Here is a 26,619-nt window from a genome sequence, read left to right as displayed (position 1 = left end):
ATGCTGGCCATTATTAAAAACCAGTGCCGGGGGCACCCGGGCCGGGCGCCCCCGCTCAGTTCGGCTGGAGGCTCTTCTCCCGGCGCCCGCCCACCGGCCCCTCCGGCATCGCCGGATGCAGCCCCAGCAGCACGATCCCGACGACGATCGCCACGAGACCGGCCGCCTGCCAGGCCAGCGCACCGGTGTCGGTGCGCAACCGGTCGCCCAGGAAACCGACCCCGCAGGCGATCCCGGCCAGTGGCTGCGCGGCGGTCAGCGGGGGCAGCGAGACCCGCAACGGGCCCGTCTCGAACGCGCTCTGCACCAGCAGCAGCCCCGTCACCCCCAGCGCCACCACCGCGTACGGCTGCCACCCCGTCACCAGCGCCGCCCACCCGCCGTCGGACAGCCGCTGGCCGCTGACCCGGGTGAGGGCGTCCTGCAGTCCGTACAGCAGCCCGGCCGCCACCGCGAGCAGCGCGGGGGCGGCCCCGGACCCGGAGCCCTTGGCGACGGCGGTGAGCAGCAGCGCGGTGCCCACGACCACGCCGATCACCAGCCAGTGCCGCAGCGGACTGGTCACCACCTCGCCGCCCTGCGGCTGGCCCGCCAGCAGAAAGGCCGTGACCCCGCCGGCCAGCAGCCAGAGGCCGGCCCAGCCCTGATGGCCGAGCCGCTGGCCGGTGCGATGGCGTGACAGGGCCATCGCGAAGAGCAGATTGGTCGCGAGGAGGGGTTCGACGACGGAGACCTCGCCCTTGCCCAGCGCCAGGGCGCCCAGCACCATGCCGCAGACCATCAGCCCGATCCCGGCCAGCCAGCTCGGCACCCGCATCAGGTCGAGCAGCAGCCGGGGCGAGAGGTAGTCGCTGCGCGGGGCGTGCGAAGCGGCGGCCTGCTGCAGTACGAAGCCGAAGCCCAGACAGCAGGCGGCACTCACGGCGAGCACGAAGACCAGCACCGACACGCTTCTACCTCAAGTCAGGCCAGAAGTGGGTGATTTGTATCGACGATAGCGCCTGTGTCCCGGGGGTGCGGCCGGAGCGCCGCCGACCGGGCGGTTGACGCCGCAGCGGCCGGTGCAGAAGATCTGACGCACGAGTAACTTCCGTCTCGGGAGCCGGCTCCGGACTCCGCTCCGCAGCCGGCTCCGGTCCCTACCGCGGCCGTGACCGGATCGACCGCCCCGACAAGGATGGAACCCATGGCGTACGACGCTGATGTGATCGTTATCGGGGCAGGGCTCGCCGGTCTGGTGGCCACCGCCGAGCTGGTCGACGCGGGCCGCTCGGTGATCCTGCTCGACCAGGAGCCCGAGCAGTCGATCGGCGGCCAGGCGCACTGGTCCTTCGGCGGCCTCTTCCTCGTCGACTCGCCCGAGCAGCGCCGGATGCGGGTCAAGGACAGCCATGAGCTGGCCCTCCAGGACTGGTTCGGCACGGCGGGCTTCGACCGCGAGGAGGACCACTGGCCGCGGAAGTGGGCCGAGGCGTACGTCGACTTCGCGGCCGGTGAGAAGCGCTCCTGGCTGCACGCCCAGGGGCTGCGGATCTTCCCCGTCGTCGGCTGGGCCGAGCGAGGCGGCTACGACGCGACGGGCCACGGCAACTCCGTACCCCGCTTCCACATCACCTGGGGCACCGGCCCCGGCATCGTCGCCCCCTTCGAGCGCCGGGTCCGCGCGGGCGTCGCCAAGGGGCTCGTACAGTTCCGGTTCCGCCACCGGGTCACCGGCCTCGGCCGCACCGCGGGCGCCGTCGACACGGTGACCGGTGAGGTGCTGGAGCCGAGCGCCGCCGCCCGGGGCACCGCGAGCAGCCGCCGGGCGGCCGGCACGTTCGAGCTGAGGGCCCAGGCGGTGATCGTCACCTCCGGGGGCATCGGCGGCAACCACGACCTGGTGCGCAAGCAGTGGCCCGAGCGGCTCGGCACCCCGCCCGCGAAGATGCTCTCCGGCGTCCCCGCCCACGTCGACGGACTCATGCTCGGCATCGCCGAGGAGGCGGGCGCCCACCACATCAACCGCGACCGGATGTGGCACTACACCGAGGGCATCGAGAACTGGAACCCGATCTGGGCCAGGCACGGCATCCGGATCCTGCCCGGACCGTCCTCGCTCTGGCTGGACGCCCGGGGCAAGCGGCTGCCGGTCCCGCTCTTCCCGGGCTTCGACACCCTCGGCACCCTCGAACACATCATGAGGTCCGGCCACGACTACACCTGGTTCGTGCTCGACCAGAAGATCATCGGGAAGGAGTTCGCGCTCTCCGGCTCCGAGCAGAACCCGGATCTGACCGGAAAGTCGATCCGCGACGTGATCGGCCGGGCCCGTGCCGACGTACCGGCCCCGGTCAAGGCGTTCATGGACAACGGAGCGGACTTCGTCGTCGAGAAGGACCTCGCCGCGCTCGTCCGGGGCATGAACGCGCTCACCGCGGAACCGCTGATCGACGAGGCCGAACTGCGCCGCGAGATCACCGCACGCGACCGAGAGATCGCCAACCCCTTCACCAAGGACCTCCAGATCACCGCGATCCACGGCGCCCGCGCCTACCTCGGCGACAAGCTGATCCGGACGGCCGCGCCGCACCGCATCCTCGACCCCAAGGCCGGCCCGCTGATCGCCGTACGGCTGAACATCCTGACCCGCAAGTCGCTCGGCGGACTGGAGACCGACCTGTCGTCCCGGGTGCTGACCGCGGACGGCACCCCCCTGGCCGGTGTGTACGCGGCGGGGGAGGCGGCCGGGTTCGGCGGCGGCGGGGTGCACGGCTACCGCTCGCTGGAAGGGACCTTCCTCGGCGGCTGCATATTCTCCGGTCGCGCGGCGGGCCGGGCGGCGGCGGAGGCGGTCGGCTAGGACCCCTCCGGTGACCGGGACGCCCTGGCATCTCCCCGCGGGCTCCCGGTTCCGTTTCGGGCGGGGGAGGCGTGCCCGAGGGCGTCCCGGCACCCCGGATCCACGGCGGGACCGCGTCCGCCGTGCGGCCGGAGGACACCCGGCAGGCCCCGGGCCGGGGTTCTCCGCCCGGCCCGCGAAGGACCGGCCGGCCCGGGCGGCATATTCCGCCGCGATCTTTCCGTACATTCCCTGACGGTGCGGGACGTACCCACGCCCTGCAACGCGTGGGTACCGTCATTTGCATGATCTCAATCGTGTTGATCATCACGCCGTACTCACCGAACGTATGAGCTAGCGTTCCGAAGCGTGATCAACAACGCCTCGCCCTCCTCCGACCAGGCAGCTTCGACCGTCGCGGCGCTGACGCGGGTGCTCTTCGGTGAACGGCTGGAAGAGTTCCACGAGCCCTGGCGCAAGCTGTTCAGTACAGAGCCGTTCCGCTTCAGGGAAGGGCTGTCTCCCGACGAACGTGCCGCACTGTCCTATGCACGTTTACACCTGATCAACGACGCGCTCGACGAACCCGAGGACTTCGTGGCCGATGTGGAGCGGCTCGCGGCACTCCACGAATGGGTCGGCCCGGTGGACGCGGGGCTGGGAACGGTGGCGAGCATCCACTACAACCTCTTCCTCGGCAGTCTCGTCGACCACGCGCCGGGTCCGGATCGCGATCTGGGGGAACTGGTCGGTCTGCGGCGTACGGGAACGTTCCTGTGCACGGAGGCCGGGCACGGCAACAGCGCCTCGCAACTGGAGACCACCGCCACGTACGACCGGGCCGCGAGGGAGTTCGTGCTGCACACGCCCAGCGCGGCGGCACGCAAGTTCATGCCGAACACCAGCTCCATCGGCGGTCCCAAATCCGCTGTCGTAGCTGCCCGCCTGATCACGGACGGCAAGGACCAGGGCGTCTTCCTGTTTCTCACCCCGCTCAGCGACGAGGCCGGGCTGCCCCTGCCAGGAGTCGGGATACGCAGGCTGCCGCAGACCGCCACCGCCCCCGTCGACCACTCCGTCACATCCTTCGACCATGTCCGGTTGCCCTACGGAGCACTCCTGCAGTCGGACCACGGGCGCCTCACGCCGGAAGGCGACTTCACCAGTTCCATCGGCAGCCCCCGAAAGCGCTTTCTGCACTCCATCGGCCGCGTCACCGCCGGTAAGCACTGCATGAGCGCCTACAGCCTCGGAGTCATGCGTCACGCGCTCGCCGTAGCCGTACGGCACGCCCATACGAGGCAGACCTCCGGGGTGTCGGCCCGCGGCGATGTTCCGCTGTTCGCCCACCGCAGCCACCACGGCCCGCTCATCGACGCCATCGCGACCTCCTACGCCGCGACCCTCCTGCACCGCGTCGCGGTACGGCAGTGGGCGCGGGCGACGGAGTCGGAGCGGGAGGACGGCGAGCGGTTCGCGGCCATAGCCAAGGGCTGGATCACCTGGCGGGCACGGGCCGTCATGACCGAGTGCCGGGAACGCTGCGGTGCGCAGGGGCTCTTCCTGGCCAACGGGATCGCGGGCCAGCTGGCGGCCAACGAGGGAACCATCACCGCGGAGGGCGACAACCTTGTCATCTGGGTCAAGGCCGCGGGCGAGATGCTTCTCGGGCACTTCACTCCGAAGGAACCCCGGACGGCACCGCCCGAGGACCGCGACCTCGGCGATCCGGTCTTCCTCCAGGACCTGTTGTCGGACATCGAACGGATCTGGCACCAAAGAGCACGTACCCGCCTGCGCAGCCGAACGGCCGGCGACCCCCTCAAGCGATGGAACGCCACCGTCACGCCGGCCCTGGAACTGGTCGACGCCTACGCACACGGTCAGGCTGCCCAAGCCCTTCTGGACGCGGCCACCCGGGCCGCCGACCCGGAAGCACGGCGTCAGCTGGGACTGCTGCACCGGCTGTTCGCCCTGCGCCGGGTCGCGGCTCACAGCGGAGACCTCCTCGCGGAGGGGTATCTGACCGGCGACCAGGTGAGGCGGCTGCCCGACGAGGCCGAGAGCCTCGTCGCGGACCTCGCACCCCACGCCATGACGCTCACGAAGGGATTCGCCCTGGCGGACGAGGTCTTCCTCGACCACCCGATCAACCGTGCCGAAGGCCTCGAAGGCAGCCTGCTGCCCGGGTGAGAGCCTCCGGGCCTGTTCACCGGGACGAGGCACGCCCGGAAGCAGCCGGCACCATCAAGAAGAACGGGCCGCACCCGAAGGCCGGGTGCGGCCCGTTCCACGTCATGGCGGTGAGTCCTGCGGATCGCGGGAGTGTCGCGGACGGCGTTCCCGGCCGAAGGGCCGGCCGTACGAAGAGAATTCCCGGCCCGGCACGGGGCTCGTCGGGGCGTGCCCGGCCTCCGTCCGCCTGCGCCGGTGGCCGGGCACGTACTCCCGTACGGACTCGGCCGGCTGCCGGACGGAGGCAGCGATCCGGTCCCGGCCGACGCCGAGGTCGTCGACCACCGTCCGGGCGGGCCGGGATACCGCTGCCCCCGATGGACTCGCCGAGGGCGACCACCGCCCGTACGACCGGCTGGAAGCGCTTCGCCGGATGAACGCGCGCTTCGCCGGGTACGGAGGCGACCCCGCCGACACGCCCGGCCTCGGGCAGGGCGGCTACCGCTCCTCCGCGCCCACGACGGGGTCCAGCAGCTCGACGACCCGGAACCGTTCGGCGACGACCATGGTGTCGTCGTCGACGGTGAACCCCGGGTCGCCGAGTGCCTCCCGCATCTCCTCGCTGTGCCAGAACCGCTCGTGCCCCGCGCGCCACTCGGCGACCGAGGCGTCGCCCTCGCCCTCGTCGATCACATGCTGGAGGCCGACGTCACCGAGGCGCAGCACCCGCACCTCCGTCACCTCCAGCACCGCGGTCTCCCGGCCGTCCGAGTCGATCAGCGCGGACCGCTCACCCACCGGAGGCAGCTCCTCCTTCTCCGCCTCGTACTCCGCGAGCAGCCCGGTCGTCGACACCTTCGCGCCGGCCAGCACCGCTCCCACCAGCCGGTCGCGCAGCGGTCCGGGGAAGGCGAGGAGAAAGGGCTTGAGGGGTTCACGGTTCGACATGGCGCCAAGTCTGGCATGTCCGCCGGGGCGCGGCGCCGGTGCCGGCGCGGGGCGGGCGCCGTCAACTGTGCTCGGGGCGGGACGAGTTGTACACCGGTGCGGGCGGGCGGCCCGGCCGGGCCCATGGCGACGGCGCCCGCCGGCCCGGAGGCACGCCAGGGCATGCGCACCGGGTCGGTCGAGCGCCATCGGGCACGGTCACAGCATGCGCTGTGGGGGGAGGACCGTGCGGGCGGCCGCGCGCTAGATGACCAGCGACAGCAGCAGGATGAAGGCCAGCGAGACCACGGAGATGATGGTCTCCATCACCGACCAGGTCTTCACCGTCTGGCCGACGTTCATACCGAAGTACTCCTTCACCAGCCAGAACCCGGCGTCATTGACATGGCTGAAGAAGAGCGAGCCCGCGCCGACGGCGAGGACCAGCAGAGCGGCGTGGGACGTCGACATGTCGGCGGCCAGCGGGGCGACCAGGCCGGCCGCCGAGATGGTGGCCACGGTCGCCGAGCCGGTCGCGAGCCGGATCGCGACGGCGATCAGCCAGCCCAGCAGCAGCGCCGGGATCGACCAGTCCTTGGAGAAGTCCAGGATCATCTGGCCCACGCCGGCGTCGATCAGGGTCTGCTTGAAACCGCCGCCCGCGCCCACGATCAGCAGCACACCGGCGATCGGGGCCAGGGACTTCTCGACGGTGGTGGAGAGCCGCCCCTTGGAGAAGCCGGCCGCCCGGCCCAGCGTGAACATGCCGACTATGACAGCCGCGAGAAGGGCGATCAGCGGCGAGCCGATCACATCGGTGACCTTCTGCAGGCCCTGCTCCGGGTCGTCGACGACGATGTCGACCAGGGCCTTGACCAGCATCAGCACGACCGGCAGCAGAATGGTCGCCAGGGTGGCGCCGAAGCTGGGACGGCGGTCGAGGTCCTCCGAGGGGCGCTGCGGAATCATCTTCTCCGGAGCCTTGATGTCCACCCAGCGCGCCGCGTAGCGGGAGAAGAGCGGCCCCGCGATGATCACGGTCGGGATCGCCACCAGCACACCCAGCGCCAGCGTGACACCGAGGTTGGCGCCGAGGGCGTCGATCGCCACCAGCGGGCCGGGGTGCGGCGGGATCAGGCCGTGCATCACGGAGAGACCGGCCAGCGCCGGGATGCCGATCCGCATCAGGGAGAAGTTGCCGCGCTTCGCGACGAGCAGCACCACCGGGATCAGCAGCACGATGCCGACCTCGAAGAAGAGCGGCAGGCCGATGATCGAGGCGATCAGGACCATCGCCCACGGCATGGAGCGCCGGCTCGCCTTCGCGAGGATGGTGTCGACGATCTGGTCCGCGCCACCGGAGTCGGCCAGCAGCTTACCGAGGATCGCGCCGAGCGCGATGAGCACACCGACACCCGCGACGGTCGAACCGAGTCCTGCGGTGAAGCTGGCGATCGTCTTGGCCGGAGCGGCGCCGGCGAACGAACCGAGCGCCAGCGAGCCTATGGTCAGCGCGAGGAACGCGTGCATCTTGAACTTGGTGATGAGCAGAACGATGACGGCGATGCCCGCCAGGACTGCGATGCCCAACTGCGCGTTGCCTGCCGAAGTGATCGGTTCGACGGCGTCCGCTGCCAACATCTCGACGCTGAGACTGGTCACGGTGGTGATCCTTAGTTTCCGAGCCGGCGCAACGCGGCGACGGCTCGCTGGGTGATTTCTTCAGGGGTGCCGGACACGTCGACCGAGACTCCGGCCTCGTCCTCCCGCAGCGGCTGCAGGGTGGCGAACTGCGAGTCGAGCAGCGCGGTGGGCATGAAGTGCCCCTTGCGCTCCGCCATGCGGTGCTCGATCAGGGCCCGGTCGCCGGTCAGATGGAGGAAGACCGCATCGGGTGCCTCGGCGCGCAGCCGGTCGCGGTAGGACCGCTTGAGCGCCGAGCTGCTCACCACTCCGCCGAGCCCCGCCCGGCTGTGCGCCCACCGGCCGATCGCATCGAGCCAGGGCCACCGGTCGGAGTCGTCCAGCGGGGTGCCGGCCGACATCTTGGCGATGTTCGCCGCGGGATGGAAGTCGTCGCCCTCTGCGTACGGAACGCCGAGTCCGGCGGCGAGCAGGGGGCCGATCGTGGTCTTGCCGGTCCCTGCTACGCCCATCACCACGACGACGTGGGGGGTGCTCATTGGTGGTGCCTCGCAGTCTTCTTCGATGTCTTCCTCGACATCGGTCCGTCGCGCTACTGAAACCTATACGTACGACTTATTCAAGATGCTGTGACATAAACGTCGTACTTTTTGTTCCTGGAGGGGGCCCCGTAGGCTGTGCTCATGACCACACAGGGCCCTGGGCTGCATACACATGTGCTGGACACCCTGGGTCTGGAGATCGCCGCCGGGGAGCACCCGCCGGGACAGGTCCTGCGCACCGATGAGCTCGCCCAGCGCTTCGACGTGTCGCGCACCGTCGTACGCGAGGTGATCCGTGTCCTGGAGTCCATGCACCTGGTGGAGTCCCGGCGCCGGGTCGGCGTCACCGTGCGGCCGACCGAGGCGTGGAACGTGTACGACCCCCAGGTCATCCGGTGGCGGCTGGCCGGCGCCGACCGCCCGCGCCAGCTGCGCTCCCTGACCGTGCTGCGGTCGGCGATCGAGCCCGTCGCGGCCGGCCTCGCCGCCCGCAACGCCACCCCGGAGCAGTGCGCGGCCCTCACCGAGTGCGCGCTCGGCATGGTCGCCACCTCGCGCGGCCAGCAGCTGGAGGGCTATCTGGAGCACGACATCGCGTTCCACCGGATCGTGCTCAACGCCTCCGGCAACGAGATGTTCGCGCGGCTCGGCGACGTCGTCGCCGAGGTCCTGGCGGGCCGCACCCACCACCAGGTGATGTTCGAGGACCCGGACCCGGCCGCGGTCACCCTCCACGTCCGGCTCGCCGAGGCGGTCCGCGAGGGCGACGCCGCGGCGGCGGAGCGGCTCACGAAGGAGATCGCGGTGGGCGCCCTGCACGAACTGGACGTCCTCGCGCCCTGAGGCCCGGGACCGCGGACACGCGGCGGCCCCCGCGGATCGATCCCGCGGGGGCCGCCGGTCCGGCCGGTCAGCCGCTGTGGCCGTGGTGGCCGCCGTGCCCGGCGCCGTGGTCGAACTTCACCGCCTCGGGCGGCATCACGACGAACGGCCGCATCATTCCCATGTCCTCGTGCTCCAGCAGATGGCAGTGGTACATGAACCGCCCGTACGCGCCGTCGAATCTTCCGAGCACCTTCACCAACTGCCCGGCGGGCACCCGGAAGACGTCCTTCCAACCCTGCTCGTTCGGCGCCGTCGGGATCGTGGTGCCGTGGTCGAACGCCACGGGGGAGCGGGTTCCGCCGACCGCCGGGTCGAAGCCGTCGAGCTCGTACGCCTCCCGGCCCATCACCTGGAAGTCCGCCAGATGGATGTGCATCGGATGCGTCGGACCGCCCAGGTTGAGGAACGACCACTGCTCGTGGGTGCCTTCGCCCACCGTGAAGCCGAGGCCGTCGTTGAAGGTCCGCGAGATCCTGCGGTACGTGCGCACCGTGCCGTCCTCGCCCCGGACCTGGATGACACCGTCCGCGGGCACCTGCACCCCGGCGGCGTCCTCGACCTCCGCCATCTCCCAGATCTCCGGGTGACCGCCGCCGCCGACCGTGCCCGGCACCGTCAGCACCACGAGCCGGTGCCCGTGCTCCAGCCGGCCGTGCTCGTACCGCCGGAACGAACCGGACAGCACCTCGGGCAGTTCGAAACCGTCCCGCCGCCCCGTCTCCCGTACCCGGAACTCCATCACCTGCGGGAACGGCACGTTCGCCGAGAGGTCCGGCACCCCCGGCGCCAGTCTGCCGCGGTTGACCAGCCGGACCCGGCGCCCGGCCAGCGCCGAGAAGTCGATCAACAGGTCCATCCGCTCGGCCGGGGCGATCGTCAGCTGCGGCAGCACCCCGTCGAAGTCGACCGGCACCGGGCGCGGCAACAGCCCGCCGTCGCTGCCGATCTGCCGGATCACGCCCGGCACCGGGTTGTTGTCCTCGTCGACCAGCACCAGATCGTAGATCCGGGCGTTGGAGGCGTTGACGAGCCGGAACCGGTACCAGGCGTCGTCCACGTCCAGATGCGGCCAGATACGGCCGTTGACCGTGGTGTACGGGCCGAGGAACGGCAGCGACACGGGCTTCCCGGTCTCCGGATCGGCCTCGGTGATCACCGTCGTCTTGTGCAGCAGCCGCCCGTTGAGCCGGCCGTCCGCGTCGGTGTCCAGGTTGCGGTCGGCGAGGATCAGCGGCAACTCCCGGTCACCGGACGGCAGGCCGAGCGCGTCCTCCTCGTCGTCCCTGACCAGATAGGTGCCGACGAGTCCGGCGTAGACGTTCCACCGGGTGATGTTCATCGCGTGGTCGTGGTACCACCACTGCGTGGCCTGGTGGTCGTTCGGGTACTCCGACAGCTGCGCGTCTCCGAAGCCGACCGCGTTGTCCGCCCAGCCGTCGTTGCCGCCACCGGTCTGCGCGCCGTGCAGATGGGTCACCGTCCAGGCGGGCAGCTCGGCGACGTCCGCGTTCGGCTCGACACCGTCGCGTCCGGGGCGGTTGTGCGGTGCCGGTTCGTCCTGCTTGACCGGTCCGACCTCCACCGCCGTGACCGGGTACTCGCTGCCCCTGGGAATGCGGTTGGTCCAGGCGATCCTGATCCGCTGCCCGCGCCGCACCTCGATGGTCGGCCCCGGCACCGTGCCGTTGTACCCCCACATCAGCGTCGGCGGCAGCTGTGCGTGCAGCCGCACCCAGGTGGGTGACAGGGCGATCTCGGTCTCGCGGAGCACATCGCCGCTCTGCGGGCGGAGCACCGGCGGGACGGGCAACGCGTCGGTGTACGGGACGAGTCCGCCGACCGGTGCCCCGAGCGCGGCCGCTCCGGGTCCCGGTCCCGGTTCGCCGGCCCGCCGGCCGGTCTTCTCCATGGTTCTGGTGGTCTCGGTCAAGGTACTTCCCCCATGATCCGTCATTCCACTGCTGCTGGACCACGCGACCCCTGCCCCCGCAGGTACTGATTCGGCGGCCCCTGTGCATCGAAGGACGGCCTGGCAGCCACCGGAGTTCAGCAGGGTGCATCATCTGACCGAAAGCGGTACATCCCACCGGGTGGACGGCGGTCGTTTCCCGCCAACGCGGCGCGCCGCCGTGACACCCTCACGGGGCGTACGGTTGTTCGTGTTCGATCTTCGCAATGAGACGGAAACAGGGAGTCCACGGTATGTCGCAGCAGGTGCAAGGGGTCATCGCACCGGGGAAGAACGAGCCGGTACGGATCGAGACGATCGTGATCCCGGACCCGGGCCCCGGCGAGGCCGTGGTGAAGATCCAGGCGTGCGGCGTCTGTCACACCGACCTCCACTACAAGCAGGGCGGGATCAACGACGAGTTCCCCTTCCTGCTCGGCCATGAGGCCGCCGGCGTGGTGGAGTCCGTCGGCGAGGGCGTCACGGACGTCGCCCCCGGCGACTTCGTCGTCCTCAACTGGCGTGCCGTGTGCGGACAGTGCCGCGCCTGTCTGCGCGGCCGCCCCTGGTACTGCTTCGACACCCACAACGCGAAGCAGAAGATGACCCTGCTCGACGGCACGGAGCTGTCGCCGGCCCTCGGTATCGGCGCCTTCGCCGAGAAGACCCTGGTCGCCGCCGGCCAGTGCACCAAGGTCGACCCGGAGGTCTCCCCGGCCGTCGCCGGACTGCTCGGCTGCGGCGTGATGGCGGGCATCGGCGCCGCCATCAACACCGGACAGGTCGGCCGCGGCGACTCGGTCGCCGTGATCGGCTGCGGCGGCGTCGGTGACGCGGCGATCGCCGGTGCCCGGCTGGCCGGCGCGGCGAAGATCATCGCCGTGGACATCGACGACCGCAAGCTGGAGACGGCGAAGACGATGGGCGCCACGCACACCGTCAACTCCCGCTCCACCGACCCGGTCGAGGCGATCCGCTCCCTCACCGGCGGCAACGGCGCGGACGTCGTCATCGAGGCGGTCGGCCGCCCCGAGACCTACAAGCAGGCCTTCTACGCCCGCGACCTCGCCGGCACCGTCGTCCTGGTCGGCGTCCCCACCCCGGAGATGCAGCTGGAGCTGCCGCTCCTCGACGTCTTCGGGCGCGGCGGCTCGCTCAAGTCCTCCTGGTACGGCGACTGCCTGCCCTCGCGCGACTTCCCGATGCTCATCGACCTGCACCAGCAGGGGCGGATCGACCTCGGCGCGTTCGTCACCGAGACCATCGGACTCGGTGACGTCGAGCAGGCCTTCGCCCGGATGCACGACGGCGACGTGCTGCGCTCGGTGGTGGTCCTCTGATGGCCGCCCGCATCGACCACCTCGTCACCTCCGGCACCTTCGCCCTCGACGGCGGGGAGTGGGACGTCGACAACAACGTCTGGATCGTCGGCGACGACAGCGAGGCGATCGTCATCGACGCCGCCCATGACGCCACCGCCATCGAGGACGCGCTGAACGGCCGTACGCTGCGCGCCATCGTCTGCACCCACGCGCACAACGACCACATCGACGCGGCCCCCGCCCTGGCCGACGCCACCGGCGCGCCGATCCTGCTGCACCCCGACGACCTGCCGCTGTGGAAGCAGACCCACCCGGACCGCCTCCCGGACGGCGAACTGACCGACGGCCAGGAGCTGGAGATCGCCGGAACGACCCTCAAGGTCCTGCACACCCCCGGCCACGCCCCGGGCGCCGTCTGCCTGTACGCTCCCGGGCACGCCACCGTCTTCACCGGGGACACGCTCTTCCAGGGCGGGCCCGGCGCCACCGGACGGTCCTTCTCGCACTTCCCGACCATCGTCGCGTCGATCAGGGACCGGCTGCTCGCGCTCCCGCCGGAGACCACCGTCCGTACCGGACACGGCGACTCCACCACCATCGGCGCGGAGGCCCCGCACCTGGACGAGTGGATCGCCCGCGGTCACTGAGAATCGCGGGACCTCCCCTCCCGGGTGTACGTCCCCAACACGGATCGCCCGCGGTCACTGAGAACCGCGGACGCTCACCGGTCCGGCCACGCGGAGAGCCGCAGCCCGCTCTCGAAGCGGCGCGGCTCACCCGTGACCGGATCGGTGAACTCCAGCACCCGGGCGAGGAGTTGGAGCGGGCGCGCGAAGTCGTCCGGGGCTCCTTCCGCCTCGACCAGCGGATAGACCGGATCATGGACGAGCGGCAGCCCCAGGGCGTTCATATGGACCCGCAGCTGATGGGTCCGCCCGGTGGCGGGCAGCAACCGGTAGCGGCCGAGCCCCTCCCGGTGCTCCAGCAGCTCGATCCGGCTCTCGCTGTTCGGCTCGCCCGGCTCCTCACGGGCGGCTATCACCCCGCGCTCCTTCACGATCCGGCTGCGCACGGTACGCGGGAACGTCAGCGCGGGATCGTACGGCGCCACCGCCTCGTACTCCTTGCGCACCAAGCGGTCCCGGAACATCGTCTGGTACGCGCCCCGCTCCCCGGGCCGTACGACGAACAGGACGAGGCCCGCCGTCAGCCGGTCCAGCCGGTGCGCCGGCTGCAAATGGGGCAGCTCCAGCTCGCGGCGGAGCCGGGCCACCGCGGTCTCGGTGATGTGCCGGCCGCGCGGCGTCGTCGCCAGGAAGTGCGGCTTGTCGGCCACGACCAGGTGCTCGTCGCGGTGGACCACACCGACCGGGAAGGGCACCGGCTCCTCCGGCGCGAAATCCCGGTGGAACCAGATGTACCGGCCCGCTTCGTACCGCTCGTCGGCGGACACCGGGCCCCGCACGGAGACGAACCGGCCCTCGGCGAACATGGCGTCGACCCGCCGCGCGCCGATCGCCCCCGCGAACCGCGCCAGCAGATGATCGCGCACGGTCGGCCACGCCCCGTCCGGATCCTCCGGGAGCCGCAGCCGGACCGGATCGATCCCGTCCCGCTGCGGCAGCGGCGCCGGCGGGGGCTTCGCGCGCCCCCTCACCGGGGAACGCCGAGCACTGCGGCGGTACTCATCGTGCCGGCTCCTCGCTCTGTCGCCCGGGCTGTCGGCACAGTATCGCCGCTCGCCGGCCGGGCGCCGTCAGGAGCCCGGCAGCGTCACCCTCTCCGGACCGCAGCCGACGCGCTCGGCCTCGGCGGCCACATAGCCGGGCAGCAGCTCACGGGCGAGGCCGGCGGCCGAGTGCTCCGTGCGGTCCAGCTGCTCGACCACGAAGACCACCGGCCCGGTCTGGCAGCGCGCCCGGTAGACGGCCCTGGTTCCGTCGATGGTGCCGGAGCCCTTGGAACCCTTCACGGGAAGACCGGCCCCGAGCGTGCCCGAGGAGAAGATCCCGGACAGCGCCGCGTCCGTCACCGTCGTCAGCCGCACGGCGGGGTTGTACGAGCCGCCGGCCTCGCAGACCCGGGCGGGCCCGCCGTCGCCACCGACGACCGTGCGGGCCAGGTCCTTGCGGTGCGCCCCGGGAAGCGTGAAGCCCTTGATGCCGCAGAAGTCGGCGGCACCCGTCTGCTTCCGCTCCCTCGGGGCGGGCCGGGTGCCCGGTGTCCGGTACGTACCGGAGCAGCCGAAGTCGCGGATGACCCCGTTGGTGGCCTCCACCAGCGCACGGGTCAGCGCCGTGAGGTCCTCCCGCTCGTAGTCCGGCCCGAAGGGGAGTCCGGTCGGTCCCATGGCGATGTCCACCACGGTGGGGCCGGTGAAATCCTTCCGTCCGGTGCAGCTCTGCGGCAGCGCCAGCCAGGCGCGTGCCGACGAGGCCATCCCCGGCAGTCCGTCGCCGAGCGGGACCATGTCGGCCGCGAGGAACTCCGCGGGCCAGTCGCGCCCGTCCGTGCCGTTCAGCCCGTCCAGCCGGTGCACCCGCAGGGTCACCTGGCGGCGGGCCCGGTCGCCCTTGTAGCTGGTGATGCGGCACTGCCCGTACGAGTCGCCCCGGCCCACCGGATCGGGCTGGAGGGCCTGTTCCTCGACCTCGGTCCTGCGGTCGCCGAAGAGGCCCGACACGGCCGCGTCGCCGAGCGAGTCCCAGCACGGGGCGGGCCCCACCAGCGGCAGCGTGTCCGTGCGCCAGGCCACCGCACCGGCACCGAGCAGCGCACCGGCCAGCCCGGCGGCGGCGACCGCGCGGGCGGTACGGCTGCGCAGCACGCGGCTCAGCACCGGCACGCGCGCGGGCTCCGGCTGCGCGGACGCGTCCTGACCGGGATCGTGCTCCCGTGCCGCCTCGGCGGGGTCCGTCGTGTTCTCGCCGTCCACTTCCGCCGCCCCGTTCTCCACGGACTCCCCGTCGCTCATGCGCCCTCACCGCTCCCGCATCCGATGCGCCTGCCCACGGACTCGGTGAAGCGCGTGAACACCGTGCGGTCGTCGGGCCGGCCCGCACCCTCCAGCCCGGACCCGAGGTTCGCGTAGAACACCGTCCGCCGCCCGTGGCACTCGGTGCGCACGAGCCCGTCGCCGACGCCCTCGGGAAGGCCCTCGAACAGGGCGACCAGGCGAGGTTCGGCCGTCATCACGTACTGCGCCGCCTGCTCGTCGGGCAGCCCCGGCGCGCGCCACACCACCGAACACGTCTGGAGCCGTTCGTCGACCACGCCCACCTTCTCCTGGTAGCCGGGGCCCTTGCCGAAGTCGAGCGTGACACCGGGGATCCGGCACAGCGGGCTCCGGGCGGACTCGGTTTCCTCGGGGACCGTCACGAACGGAGAGGTCGTGCGCAGCGGCTTCTCCGGCGCGCAACCGGCCTTCCGCGTACCGGTGTTGGCCGCGTCCAGCAGCATCCCGGTGACCGCGGACCGGGAGCCGATCGTGAACGGCATGGCCACCTTGCCCAGATGGCCGTCACCGGTGCTCGCGCTCCGGATCGTCACCGCGGCCGGCCTGCCGTCCACGTCGCAGGCCTCGGGCAGCACCAGCATGGCCCGGTCACCGGCGACCAGTCCGTCGAGCCCGTCGGGCAGTCGCGCCCCCGAGCCGTCGAAGTACCGGGCGATCCAGGCGCGTCGGTCCTCGGCCCCGGTGGGGGCCGGACCGTACTCGACGGTGACCTGCTCCTTGAAGGAGAGAGGCTCGTCCGAGTCGTCGTCAGGGATCGTCGAGGTCACCGTGACCGTGCAACTGGCGTGGTGGCGGGAGGCGGAGGGCGGCGCGGACTCGGTCGCGCTCCGCGCGGAACCGGACCTGGAGAGCCCGTCGTCCCCCAGGAAGTCCGCACCGCTGTCCTGCTCCCACGCCCCCCAGCAGTAGCTCTCCCGGAACGGCCAACTGTCCGTCGCCCACAGCCCGATGCCGGAGACGAGCACCGCCCCGGCGACCGCCCCGGCCGCTATCGCTCCGCGCCTTCCGCGCCTGCCGCCCATCACATTCCCCCTGCGAAGAACCAAGATCGCGCAAAGCCCCGATGGTACGTCGTCGCCCCCGCAGCGCGGACCGGGGCCCTCGCGCGGATCAGCCCAGCGGCGTGAACACGAAGGAGAACTCCGCGGCCCGCACGTCGAGTCGGTGCTCCGGCAGCACGCCCGGACCGCACGAGCCGGACCCGATGCCCTGCACCGCGTGATCCAGATTGACCCAGACGGTCCCGCCGGCCCGCAGCCCCGTCCGGTGCTCCGCCGCGTCCAGCTCCTCACTCGTCCACCGCCGCGCGGTGAACCAGAACGGCGTACGTCCTTCGGCCCGCAGCCCCGCACCGCCGCCGTCCGTCAGCTCCGCCCACCGGACGCCGGCCCGCGCACCGTTCTCCTGCGGCCGCACGTACGGCGTCTGCATCTCGTCCACGGACATCCGCCACCGGCCCAGAACGGAGGCGGCCCGGGTGTCCGGGTACGCCTCACCGGGCCCGCCGCCGAACCACCGCGCCCCGCCGTACGCGGCGGGCAGCCCGAACCGGATGCCCAGCCTGGGCAGCGGCAGCCGCCACTCGCCCTCCGGCACCACGGACACCACCAGCCCCAGCCGTTCCCCGTCGGCCGTCCACCGGTACGAGGTGCGCAGCCCCGGACCGGCCCCGGCCGGCGCCACCCTGGTCCGTACGAGCAGCCGGTCCGCACCGGCCTCGACCGCGTCGGTCCGGTGCTGCATCCGGTGCAGCCCCAGCTCCCGCCACCGCGCCCCGTACCGCTCCTGCGGCAGCCGCGCCGCACCGTTGTCGTTGTCGGTGGGCGCCCGCCACACATCCAGCCGCAGCCCCTCCACCGGCACCGCCCCCAGCCGCACCGGCGCCCCGGTCACCGCGTCGAAGAGCCCGGGGCCCAGGGTGATCGGCCCCGCGCCCCGCACCGGCCGCGCACCCACGGGGGCGGCGGGGACGAGCGCCGCTCCCGTCTCCGTCTGCCCCCACGCCACCACATGCCCGCGCCCGGCCCAGGCGGTGTCCCGCGCCAGCACCGCCCGTACGGTCCACACCCCGGCAGCGGCCATCGGCAGCGGCACCCCGGCCGAGCCACCCGGTGCCAGCTCCGGCACATCGAGCACGCCGGATCCGACGGGCACCCCGTCCACCTCGTGCGACCACTCGAAGTCCAGGTGGGCCGAGCCCGCGAAGTCGTACCCGTTGGTGATCCGGACCGAGCCCGCACCGGAAAGGAGCTCGATCCGCACCGGCTCGACGACCTTCTTGTACTCGGTCAGCCCGGGGGAGGGGGTGCGGTCGGGGAAGAGCAGCCCGTCGCAGACGAAATTGGCGTCGTGCAGCTCCTCGCCGAAGTCCCCGCCGTACGCGAAGCCGTGCTCCGGGTGGGCGAGGCCGTGATCGATCCACTCCCAGACGAAGCCGCCCTGGCAGCGCTCGTACCGCTCGAACAGCCGCTGGTACTCGGAGAGCCCGCCCGGACCGTTCCCCATCGCGTGCGCGTACTCGCACATCAGGAACGGCATCGCCCGCCGTCGCGCGTCCGCCGCCGCGTCGGGCAGTGGCTCCTCCGCCCGGCGGCCGATCAGCTCGACCTCGGCGTGCGTCGGGTACATCCGCGAGTACAGGTCGACGTCCCGGCAGGACGGATCGCCCTCGTAGTGCACCAGCCGCTCCGGATCCCTGCCCCGGATCCACCCGGCCATCGCGCTCAGCCCGCGCCCCGTACCGCACTCGTTGCCGAGCGACCAGATGATCACCGACGCGTGGTTCTTGTCGCGCTCCACCGTCCGCGCCGCCCGGTCGAGCAGTGCCGGGGCCCACCGCTCGTCGTCCACCGGGTTGCCGCGCCACTGCGGGCCGGAGAAACCATGCGTCTCCAGATCGCACTCGTCGATCACCCAGAGCCCCAGCTCGTCGCAGAGATCGAGGAAGGCGGGGTGCGGCGGGTAATGGCTGGTCCGCACGGCGTTGATGTTGTGCTGCTTCATCAGCACCAGATCGCGCCGCATGGTCGCCGCGTCCACGGTCCGCCCGGTCTCCGGATGGAACTCGTGCCGGTTCACCCCGCGGAAGAGCACCCGCCGCCCGTTGACCCTGATGAGCCCGTCCTCGACCACGACACTGCGGAACCCCACCCGCAGCCCGATCCGTTCGCCGGACGTCACCAGCTCCCCGTCGTACAGCCGGGGCGTCTCGGCCGTCCACGGCTCGACCGAGGCGGTCACCGCCTCGCCCGTCGCGACATCGACCCCCAGCTCGGGCACGAGAACCCGGCCCTCGGCCCCCTCGCACTCCACCCGCAGGGTCCCGGACCCGTCGCGGTGGTCGTACCCGGCGTGCACGAAGAAGTCCCCCGGCGCACCGCGAGGCCGCTCCAGCAGCGTCACGTCCCGGAAGATCCCGGGCAGCCACCACTGGTCCTGGTCCTCCAGATAGCTCCCCGACGACCACTGGTGCACCCGGACGGCCAGCACATTGCCCTCGGCCCGCAGCAGTCCGCCGACGGAGAACTCGTGCGGCAGCCGTGACCCCTTGAAGTCGCCCAGCTCCCGGCCGTTGAGCCAGACCCGGGCACAGGACTCCACCCCGTCGAAGCGCAGCACCACGTCCCCGTCCCCGGGCCACCCGGCAGGCAGGCCGAAGGTCCGCAGATGGTCCCCGGTCGGATTCTCGTCCGGCACCCTCGGCGGATCGACGGGGAAGGGATACGCCACATTCGTGTAGGCGGGGGAGCCGCCGGCCCCCTGGAGCACCCAGTGCCCGGGAACCCCGACCGTCGCCCACCCCGAGGCGTCGAACCCGGGGCGTGCGAAAGACTCGTCACGGGTGGCGGCGCCCGGCGAGAGCCGGAAGCGCCACTCCCCGTTCAGCGACATCCGCCCGGCGTCCGAGTCCGCGTACCAGGCGCGCGGCTCCAGCACGCCGGATCCGGGCTCCATGTCCTCGTACCAGGGCAGGGCGGGCGCGGGTGTGCGAATCACGGGGACTCCTCGCTCGGGGCGCAACGCAAAGTGCCGACCAGGATATTTCCTGATCGGCACTCGCTCTGTGTCCGAGGGGGGACTTGAACCCCCACGCCCGATAAAGGGCACTAGCACCTCAAGCTAGCGCGTCTGCCATTCCGCCACCCGGACAAGGTGTCTGTCTCGCGGGCTCCGGCCCGTTCCGACGTGGAAAACAATAGCAAACATTCGGGGGTGCTCGATCACGCCCCGGACCGTGTGAAGGGCGCATGACGAGGGGTGGGTGCCCTTGGGCCCGCGGGCCCGGCGCGGGAGGATGAGGGGGAGCACCACAGCGACGGTGGAAGGAAGCAGCGTGAGCGAGACCAGCACGGCCCGGACCGGCTCCGGCGAGGACGAGGTCGTCGACCTCTGTCGTGAACTGATCCGGATCGACACCAGCAACTACGGGGACCACTCGGGACCGGGGGAGCGCGGCGCGGCCGAGTACGTCGCGGAGAAGCTCGCCGAGGTCGGACTGGAGCCGCAGATCTTCGAGTCCCACAAGGGGCGTGCCTCGACCGTGGCACGGATCGAGGGCGAGGACCCGTCCAGGCCCGCGCTGCTGATCCACGGCCACACCGACGTGGTTCCGGCCAATGCCCATGACTGGACGCACCACCCGTTCTCCGGCGAGGTCGCGGACGGCTGCGTGTGGGGCCGGGGCGCGGTCGACATGAAGGACATGGACGCGATGACCCTCGCGGTCGTCCGCGACCGGATGCGCAGCGGCCGCAAGCCCCCGCGCGACATCGTGCTGGCCTTCCTCGCGGACGAGGAGGCGGGCGGCACGTACGGCGCGCGGTACCTCGTGGACAAGCACCCCGGGCTCTTCGAGGGGGTCACCGAGGCGATCGGTGAGGTCGGCGGCTTCTCCTTCACGGTGAACGAGAAGCTGCGGCTCTACCTCGTCGAGACGGCCCAGAAGGGCATGCACTGGATGCGGCTGACGGTGGACGGCACCGCCGGTCACGGCTCGATGACCAACGACGACAACGCGATCACCGAGCTCTGCGAGGCGGTCGGGCGGCTCGGGCGGCACAAGTGGCCGGTCCGGGTGACCAAGACCGTGCGGTCCTTCCTGGACGAGCTGTCCGACGCGCTCGGCACCCCGCTCGACCCGGAGGACATGGAGGCCACGCTCGCCAAGCTGGGCGGCATCGCCAAGATGGTCGGCGCCACGCTCCGCAACTCCGCCGCTCCCACCATGCTCGGCGCCGGCTACAAGGTGAACGTCATCCCCGGCCAGGCCACCGCCCATGTCGACGGCCGGTTCCTGCCGGGTTACGAGGACGAGTTCCTGGCCGATCTGGACCGGATCCTCGGGCCGCGGGTGAAGCGCGAGGACGTGCACGGCGACAAGGCGCTGGAGACCAGCTTCGACGGCTCGCTCGTCGACGCCATCCAGGCCGCCCTGAAGGCGGAGGACCCGATCGCCCGTGCCGTGCCCTACATGCTCTCCGGCGGCACCGACGCCAAGTCCTTCGACGACCTGGGCATCCGGTGCTTCGGATTCGCCCCGCTGAAGCTGCCGCCGGAGCTCGACTTCGCGGGCATGTTCCACGGAGTGGACGAGCGGGTGCCGGTGGACGGTCTGAAGTTCGGCGTGCGGGTGCTCGACCGTTTCATCGACAACTGTTGACGTCCTGCCGGTTTTCCACCGACTTCCGCACCAACAATCGCCAGCGTGTGCGTATTTGACCGGAACGAGTGAAAGGGACCATACGCTCGTAGCCCGATTAGCTCTTCCTCGTTACAAGTGATGCGGTCCGCGGCTGGGACCGCATTGCCAACTAGGAGGAACAATGATCAAGAAGATCGTCGCTGCTGCGGCTGTCACCGGTGGTCTGGTGCTCGCGGGTGCGGGCATGGCCGTCGCGGACTCCGGTGCCCAGGGCGCCGCTCTCGGCAGCCCCGGCGTGATCTCGGGCAACAACATTCAGGTGCCCGTCCACATCCCGCTGAACGTGTGCGGTAACACGGTCTCGGTGATCGGGCTGCTGAACCCCACCTTCGGCAACACCTGCTTCAGCGCCTGACGTTGTGCGTCAACCCGTAAGGGTTTGAATCCGGTCGGCCCCGAAGCGCACGCCATGCGCTCCGGGGCCGCTGGGTACCCCGCCCCCGCACGGTCAAGTCCGGGGGTATTCCGGAAGGTAGAAGGCAGGAACAACCTATGCGACAGGTCACGCGTAAAGGCCTGATCACCATGGCGGCAGCGGGCGGCGTCATCGCGCTGAGCGGCGGCTACGCGCACGCGGATGCGGGAGCATCCGGCGAGGCGACGAATTCCCCGGGGGTGCTGTCAGGGAATTCGGTACAGATCCCGGTCCACGTACCGGTCAATGTGTGCGGCAACTCCGTGGACGTCGTGGCACTGCTCAACCCGTCGTTCGGAAACACCTGCGGAAACGGTTCGCAGGACGACTCCCAGGGCAAGCACGTCTCCGGCAGTCATGTCGCCGGCGACCTCACCCAGGCGAGCCGGCCCGGCAACGGCAAGCACCGGGCCCCGATCGGCGGCGGGGCGACGGCCCAGGGCGTCGCGAAGGGCTCGCCGGGGGTGCTGTCCGGCAACAGCATCCAGGCGCCCATCGACATCCCCGTGAACGCCTGTGGGAACAGCATCACCATCGGTGGTCTGCTGAACCCCACCTTCGGCAACGACTGCGGGAACGGCACGGACGTCGTCACACCGCCGCCGGTCACCCCGCCGGTCACTCCGCCGGTCACCCCGGTCACCGAGCACAAGCCCCCGGCGCCGGAGAAGCCGGTCGTGCCCAACGTGCCCGAGGAGCACAACGTCGTGCAGCTCGCACACACCGGAGCGGGCGGGCTCGACCTGCTGATCCCGGCGAGCGCGGGTCTGCTGCTGGCGGGCGCGGGCACGGTGCTCTACCGCCGCGCCCGGGCCGCCGCCTAGGCCCCGGGGCCCGGGACGGCGACACGCGTACGACGAAAAAAGGGCGGGCCCCGCGACTGCGGGGCCCGCCCTGTCTCACCACGTGGCCCGGAGCTGGCGGATGATCCGCCGTCGCAGACGCACCCTGCGGCTGCCGTCGTGGCGCAGCGTCAGCCGGTCCAACTCCCAGTGACCGTACTCGGCGTGGTCGGTCAGCAGGCGGGCCGTCTCCTTCCGGGACACCCCGCGCGGTACGTACACATCGACAAATTCGTATTCCGGCATCGCATCTATTGTGCGGGCAGAGGCCGTGTACGGATAGCGTCTGCACTATGTCTGATGCTGCGCAGCCCACGGCTGCCGAGGTACGCGCCGCCGCCGAGGCGGTCAAAGCCGCGCTCGACCACCACCTCGCGGCCGTCGAACGCCGGACCGGGGACGACGACGCGGCCGTCTACGACGCGTTCAACGCACTGGCCGCTGCCGCCGAGTTCTACGACGAACTGCTCTACGACCGATACGACGAAGTCACCCCCTTCGAGATCCCGGGTGCGGAGGATTCACTGCCGCCGTACACCGGCCCCGAGGAGCCGAACGCACTCAGCGTGCTCATCCGGCGCGACTACGCGGTGGTGGAGCCACCGAGGCTGCTCGCACAGGCCCAGCGGATCGCCGACCTCGACCAGGACGAGCGCGCCGGGAGCGCCGCGGTGGTCGGCTCCAGCGTCCACGCGGCGCTCGGAGTGCTCTTCGGGGAGTACGAACCGGACGAGATCGCCTCCCGGCACGCGGAGTTCGGACTGGAGGAGGGCGACTCCACGCTCTGGGTCACCGCCGCCGAGGAGCTCCCCGATGCGGGGGAGTGGCTCGGCGCGCCCTTCGACGACGCGGATCCCCAACTGGTGGTCTGCCGCTTCGACGTCAGCGCCGTCTTCGACGAGGACGAACCGGACGAGGAACCGGCCCGCCTGGTGGTGGACGGTTCCTGATCCGCCGGCCGGACGGGCTCGCGACCGAGCCCGTCCGGTGAGGTCCTCGCCGGCCCGGCCCGGTCAGCGGGCCGCGGTCTCCAGCAGGGTGCGCAGCCGCGTCGTGCGGTCCTGGGCCGGGGGCTGGGCGACCGCGCGCTGGAGCGCCTGATCCACCCCGTGCACCACGGACAGATGCCGCTCCCCGCGGCTGAAAGCGGTGTACACCCAGGAGCGGCTCAGCCCCTGTGCCGCGTCGCCCGGCAGTACGACGACCACCGCGGGCCACCGCATCCCGGCCGCCTGGTGGGCGCTGAGGGCCCAGCCGTGGCGGACGCAGGACGCCACCCGCTCCTGTGCCACGACGACCTCCGTACCCGCGCAGTCCAGACGCAGGCCCTCGGCGTCCGCCGAGACGACCACCGCCGGCACGGCCCTGCCGGGCGCCGGGACGTGGACGACGCGGTCGCCCGGGTCGAAGCCGCCGAACCGGCCCGGTCCGGGGTTGAGCCGCTGCTTCAGCGCCGCGTTCAGCGCCCGGGTGCCCGCCGAGCCGCCGTGGCCGACGGTGATCACCTGGGTGTCGGACGACGGTACGCCGATGGCGCGCGGCACCGAGTCGGCCACCAGTTGCACGGTGCGGTGCACCGCCTCGCCCGCATCGCGCACGGGGACGATCACCACCTCCTTGCCGGGCGCCTCGACCTGGTTCAGCTCGCCGATACCGATACCGGAGACCAGCTCGCCGATCGGTCCCGGATCGGGCGTACGGGAGACGATCTGCGGGCACGCGCGGGCCGCCAGCACATCCGCGAACACCCGTCCCGCACCGGCCGAACCCAGCACGCCGGGATCGCCGCTGAGCACCAGACGGGTGCCGTCGGCCAGCGACTCGACCAGGTTCGCGGCGGTCTCGACGTCCAGCTGGGGGGCGTCCAGCACGACGAGCAGGTCGATGGCGATCGCCCCCTCCTCGTCCCGCCCCGGGCCCTGTTCGCCCGAGAGCAGACCGGCCAGGGTGACGGCCGTCTCCGGATCGCCGGTCGCCTCGGCCAGCCGGCGCCTGCCGTCGGCGCTGTGCACGGCCCCCAGGGCACGCAGCCCGAGGCCGCGGGCCGCGGTGATCAGGGCGGCGGGCTCGGCCCGGGCCGCCTCGCCGCCGGTGTGCGCCACGAGGCCGTGGGCCGCGACCGCGCGGATCAGCTCGGCCGCCGAGGGGGAGCCCGCGGCGGAGGCCGCCTCCGTCCAGTCGGCGTCCTTCTCGCAGGCGTTGACCAGGCGGGCCAGGCCGTCGGCGAGGCTCTCCTCGGCGAGCGCGTACCGGTCGAGGCCGAGCAGCACCTGCACCGGTTCGGTCCCGGCGGCGTCCGGGCCGGTGTCCTCGCCGGGCTCCGCGGACGGACCGGACTCCTGGCCGTCCTGGTCCTCCTGGCCGTCCTGGAAGACCAGGACGACTCCCTCGGCGACAGCGTGCTGCACGGCCGCGTCGGGGTCGGTCACCGAGTGCTCGGCGAGCGCGGCCCGTACCTCCGAGGCATCCAGCGCCGTATGGCCCCGCAGCGCGGCCCGTTCCAGCAGCCAGCCCACCAGAGCGGCGGTCCGCCGCTCGTCGTCCGGGCCGCACTCGTCCCCGAGCAGGGCGCGCGCGAACCCGTCCGCCTGCTCGGGCCTGACGCCCGGCACGGTCAGCAGCTGCCAGGGGTCGGCACGCAGGACGTCGGCCGCCTGCGCCCCGAGGACCTCGGCCGCAGGTCCCGCCAGCGCTGCCGGAGCCCCGCCCCCGGTCAGCACGGCGGCGGTCGCGGCGACGGCCTCCGGCGGGGCGCCCTGCGGCGCCCGGGCCGGTTCGGGGGCGCGGGGGCGGGCCGGGGCGGGCGTGGGCGCGGTCCGGCGCGGGGCGGCGGCGGGCGCGGGCGAGTCGAAGAACGAGGTGTCGGGCTGCTCGCCGCTCTCCACCGCGCGCACGGCCGCCAGCAGATCGGCCGCCCTGCCGCTCAGCTTCCCCCCGGCGGCGATGGGGCCTTCTTTTTCGGCCTTGCGCTTCGCGATCCGCTCCCGGAGCTCCCGCTGGGCGGCGAGCTCGGCCTCGGCCTCGCTGAGCGCCGCGGGCGCGGCCTCCGCCGCGTCTTCGGAGCCGTCGGCGTCTTCGGGACTCTTCCCGTCTTCGGGACCGTCGGCGTCTTCGGGACCCTCCGCCTCTTCGGAGCCGCTCCCGTCCCCGGAGTGCTCCCCGTCCCCGGAGGTTTCCCCGCTTTCGGAAACATCCCCGTTCCCGTCCCCGGCGGACGGGGTGGGAACGGCGGCGGAGGGGGGCGCGACGACGGCGTCGTCGGCGGCCGGGGAACCGGAGGTTTCCCCCCGGGGAAGCGCAGTCACAGCGTGCTCCAGTCCTGGTCGGGATAGCGGTGCACGGGCGCCGACACATCGTCGAGCGCCTGGCAGATCTCGTCAGGAAGACTAAGCGCCTCCACTGACAATGCCTCCGCGAGCTGCTGCGCGTTGCGCGCGCCGACGATCGGGGCCACCACCCCGGGCCGGTCCCGCACCCAGGCGAGAGCCACCTGGAGGGGTGTCGTCGCCAGGCCGTCCGCCGCGGTCGCCACCGCGTCCACGACGCGGCCCGCCGGTTCGTCGAGATACGGCTCGACGAACGGGGCCAGCAGCTCCGAGGCGCCGCGCGAGTCCGCCGGAGTGCCCGACCGGTACTTCCCGGTGAGGACCCCGCGGCCCAGCGGGGAGGACGGCAGCAGCCCGAGACCGAGATCGAGGGCGGCGGGCAGCACCTCGCGCTCCACGCCCCGCTGCAGAAGCGAGTACTCCATCTGTGTGCTCGCCAGCCGGGTACGCACGCCGGGCGAGGCGAGCTGCCAGGTCGCCGCCTTGGCCAGCTGCCAGCCGCAGAAGTTCGACACCCCCGCGTACCGGGCGCGCCCGCTGGTCACCGCGAGGTCCAGCGCCTGAAGGGTCTCCTCCAGCGGCGTCACCGGGTCGAAGGCGTGGATCTGCCACAGATCCACGTGGTCCGTGCCGAGCCTGTCCAGCGAGGCGTCCAGCGCGGCCAGCAGATGCCCGCGCGAGCCGTCGAACCGGCGGTACGGGTCGGCCACGCTGCCGGCCTTCGTCGCGATGACCAGATCGTGCCGTGGCACCAGGGCGCCGACGAGCTGCCCGAGCAGATATTCGGCCTCCCCGCCGCCGTACACATCGGCCGTGTCGACCAGTGTGCCGCCCGCCTCCCAGAAGGCCTTCAGCTGTTCGGCGGCGTCGTGCTCATCGGTGTCCCGGCCCCAGGTGAGGGTGCCGAGCCCGATCCGGGACACTCGAAGGCCGGTGCGGCCGAGATGCCTCTGCTCCATGGGGGCTGAGATTACTGGCCGGAACCCCACTCGGCGGAAGCCTGTGGACAACCCGGCGTCAAGTCGCCCCTGCCGGATCACGTCGTCGCGCGCTAG

General features: G+C 72.0%; 21 protein-coding genes and 1 tRNA gene. 9 read left to right on the top strand and 13 right to left on the bottom strand.

Annotated elements, in window-relative coordinates:
• Nucleotides 1-55 precede the first annotated feature (55 nt).
• Nucleotides 56-949, bottom strand: coding sequence for a DMT family transporter (locus AB0D53_RS09780; protein WP_362442619.1), 894 nt, complete (start codon nt 947-949; stop codon nt 56-58).
• Nucleotides 950-1,186: 237 nt separating this feature from the next.
• On the opposite strand from AB0D53_RS09780, the gene AB0D53_RS09775 reads away from it, so the two are divergent.
• Together AB0D53_RS09775 and AB0D53_RS09770 are read left to right on the top strand one after the other, a co-directional pair.
• Entirely contained in the window at nt 1,187-2,842 is a 1,656-nt protein-coding gene (locus AB0D53_RS09775; RefSeq protein WP_362442616.1) for an FAD-binding dehydrogenase, read from the top strand.
• Between the two features lie 348 nt (nt 2,843-3,190).
• Entirely contained in the window at nt 3,191-5,014 is a 1,824-nt protein-coding gene (locus AB0D53_RS09770) for an acyl-CoA dehydrogenase (protein WP_362442613.1), read from the top strand.
• 480 nt (nt 5,015-5,494) lie between these two features.
• Here the strand turns inward: AB0D53_RS09770 and AB0D53_RS09765 are convergent, their stop codons facing one another.
• The 3 genes from AB0D53_RS09765 to AB0D53_RS09755 form a co-directional block, all read right to left on the bottom strand.
• Nucleotides 5,495-5,944, bottom strand: a complete 450-nt coding sequence (locus AB0D53_RS09765; protein WP_362442610.1) for an ASCH domain-containing protein — start codon at nt 5,942-5,944, stop codon at nt 5,495-5,497.
• Nucleotides 5,945-6,187: 243 nt separating this feature from the next.
• Nucleotides 6,188-7,585: a gluconate:H+ symporter gene (locus tag AB0D53_RS09760; RefSeq protein WP_362442607.1), complete on the bottom strand. Its 1,398-nt coding sequence runs from the start codon at nt 7,583-7,585 to the stop codon at nt 6,188-6,190.
• Nucleotides 7,586-7,596: 11 nt separating this feature from the next.
• A complete protein-coding gene (locus AB0D53_RS09755) occupies nt 7,597-8,106 on the bottom strand; it encodes a gluconokinase (protein ID WP_362442604.1) in 510 nt (169 codons plus the stop codon).
• A gap of 144 nt (nt 8,107-8,250) precedes the next feature.
• Here AB0D53_RS09755 and AB0D53_RS09750 point away from each other — a divergent pair, with 144 nt between their 5' ends.
• Entirely contained in the window at nt 8,251-8,952 is a 702-nt protein-coding gene (locus AB0D53_RS09750) for a FadR/GntR family transcriptional regulator (protein ID WP_072484579.1), read from the top strand.
• A 67-nt stretch (nt 8,953-9,019) separates the two neighbouring features.
• Here AB0D53_RS09750 and phsA read toward each other — a convergent pair whose 3' ends face one another.
• Nucleotides 9,020-10,903, bottom strand: a complete 1,884-nt coding sequence (gene phsA, locus AB0D53_RS09745; RefSeq protein ID WP_362442980.1) for an O-aminophenol oxidase PhsA — start codon at nt 10,901-10,903, stop codon at nt 9,020-9,022.
• Nucleotides 10,904-11,196: 293 nt separating this feature from the next.
• Here phsA and AB0D53_RS09740 point away from each other — a divergent pair, with 293 nt between their 5' ends.
• A complete protein-coding gene (locus AB0D53_RS09740) occupies nt 11,197-12,282 on the top strand; it encodes an S-(hydroxymethyl)mycothiol dehydrogenase (RefSeq protein ID WP_329817914.1) in 1,086 nt (361 codons plus the stop codon).
• Nucleotides 12,282-12,911 (top strand): MBL fold metallo-hydrolase, encoded by a 630-nt coding sequence (locus AB0D53_RS09735; RefSeq protein WP_362442599.1) that lies wholly within the window; start codon nt 12,282-12,284, stop codon nt 12,909-12,911. Before AB0D53_RS09740 ends, AB0D53_RS09735 begins: the two co-directional genes overlap by 1 nt.
• A 74-nt stretch (nt 12,912-12,985) precedes the next feature.
• Here the strand turns inward: AB0D53_RS09735 and AB0D53_RS09730 are convergent, their stop codons facing one another.
• The 5 genes from AB0D53_RS09730 to AB0D53_RS09710 form a co-directional block, all read right to left on the bottom strand.
• Nucleotides 12,986-13,921, bottom strand: a complete 936-nt coding sequence (locus AB0D53_RS09730) for a pseudouridine synthase (protein WP_362442595.1) — start codon at nt 13,919-13,921, stop codon at nt 12,986-12,988.
• A gap of 99 nt (nt 13,922-14,020) precedes the next feature.
• Nucleotides 14,021-15,238: a hypothetical protein gene (locus AB0D53_RS09725; RefSeq protein WP_362442592.1), complete on the bottom strand. Its 1,218-nt coding sequence runs from the start codon at nt 15,236-15,238 to the stop codon at nt 14,021-14,023.
• The gene (locus AB0D53_RS09720; RefSeq protein WP_362442589.1) at nt 15,235-16,302 is read right to left on the bottom strand and encodes a hypothetical protein; all 1,068 of its coding nucleotides are present in this window, start codon (nt 16,300-16,302) and stop codon (nt 15,235-15,237) included. The genes AB0D53_RS09725 and AB0D53_RS09720 overlap by 4 nt, the downstream gene beginning before the upstream one ends.
• Before the next feature lie 88 nt (nt 16,303-16,390).
• Nucleotides 16,391-19,234, bottom strand: coding sequence for a glycoside hydrolase family 2 TIM barrel-domain containing protein (locus tag AB0D53_RS09715; RefSeq protein ID WP_362442976.1), 2,844 nt, complete (start codon nt 19,232-19,234; stop codon nt 16,391-16,393).
• Between the two features lie 110 nt (nt 19,235-19,344).
• Nucleotides 19,345-19,429: transfer RNA gene (locus AB0D53_RS09710), tRNA-Leu, on the bottom strand.
• A 184-nt stretch (nt 19,430-19,613) separates the two neighbouring features.
• Here AB0D53_RS09710 and AB0D53_RS09705 point away from each other — a divergent pair.
• From AB0D53_RS09705 to AB0D53_RS09695, 3 genes are all read left to right on the top strand, one after another.
• Nucleotides 19,614-20,939: a M20/M25/M40 family metallo-hydrolase gene (locus tag AB0D53_RS09705; protein ID WP_362442586.1), complete on the top strand. Its 1,326-nt coding sequence runs from the start codon at nt 19,614-19,616 to the stop codon at nt 20,937-20,939.
• 163 nt (nt 20,940-21,102) lie between these two features.
• Nucleotides 21,103-21,336: a chaplin gene (locus AB0D53_RS09700; protein WP_362442583.1), complete on the top strand. Its 234-nt coding sequence runs from the start codon at nt 21,103-21,105 to the stop codon at nt 21,334-21,336.
• 137 nt (nt 21,337-21,473) lie between these two features.
• Nucleotides 21,474-22,220 (top strand): chaplin, encoded by a 747-nt coding sequence (locus tag AB0D53_RS09695; protein WP_362442580.1) that lies wholly within the window; start codon nt 21,474-21,476, stop codon nt 22,218-22,220.
• Between the two features lie 75 nt (nt 22,221-22,295).
• Here the strand turns inward: AB0D53_RS09695 and AB0D53_RS09690 are convergent, their stop codons facing one another.
• A complete protein-coding gene (locus AB0D53_RS09690) occupies nt 22,296-22,484 on the bottom strand; it encodes a DUF5703 family protein (protein ID WP_072484370.1) in 189 nt (62 codons plus the stop codon).
• 47 nt (nt 22,485-22,531) lie between these two features.
• Here AB0D53_RS09690 and AB0D53_RS09685 point away from each other — a divergent pair, with 47 nt between their 5' ends.
• Nucleotides 22,532-23,188: a hypothetical protein gene (locus AB0D53_RS09685; RefSeq protein ID WP_362442575.1), complete on the top strand. Its 657-nt coding sequence runs from the start codon at nt 22,532-22,534 to the stop codon at nt 23,186-23,188.
• Nucleotides 23,189-23,251: 63 nt separating this feature from the next.
• Here the strand turns inward: AB0D53_RS09685 and AB0D53_RS09680 are convergent, their stop codons facing one another.
• Nucleotides 23,252-25,543: an ATP-dependent RecD-like DNA helicase gene (locus tag AB0D53_RS09680; RefSeq protein ID WP_362442572.1), complete on the bottom strand. Its 2,292-nt coding sequence runs from the start codon at nt 25,541-25,543 to the stop codon at nt 23,252-23,254.
• Nucleotides 25,540-26,523, bottom strand: coding sequence for an aldo/keto reductase (locus tag AB0D53_RS09675; protein WP_329817902.1), 984 nt, complete (start codon nt 26,521-26,523; stop codon nt 25,540-25,542). The genes AB0D53_RS09680 and AB0D53_RS09675 overlap by 4 nt, the downstream gene beginning before the upstream one ends.
• Between the last annotated feature and the right edge of the window lie 96 nt (nt 26,524-26,619).

It is taken from the genome of Streptomyces sp. NPDC048295, from assembly GCF_040652135.1.
Classification (GTDB): domain Bacteria; phylum Actinomycetota; class Actinomycetes; order Streptomycetales; family Streptomycetaceae; genus Streptomyces.
This window is presented reverse-complemented; position numbering and strand designations above follow the sequence as displayed.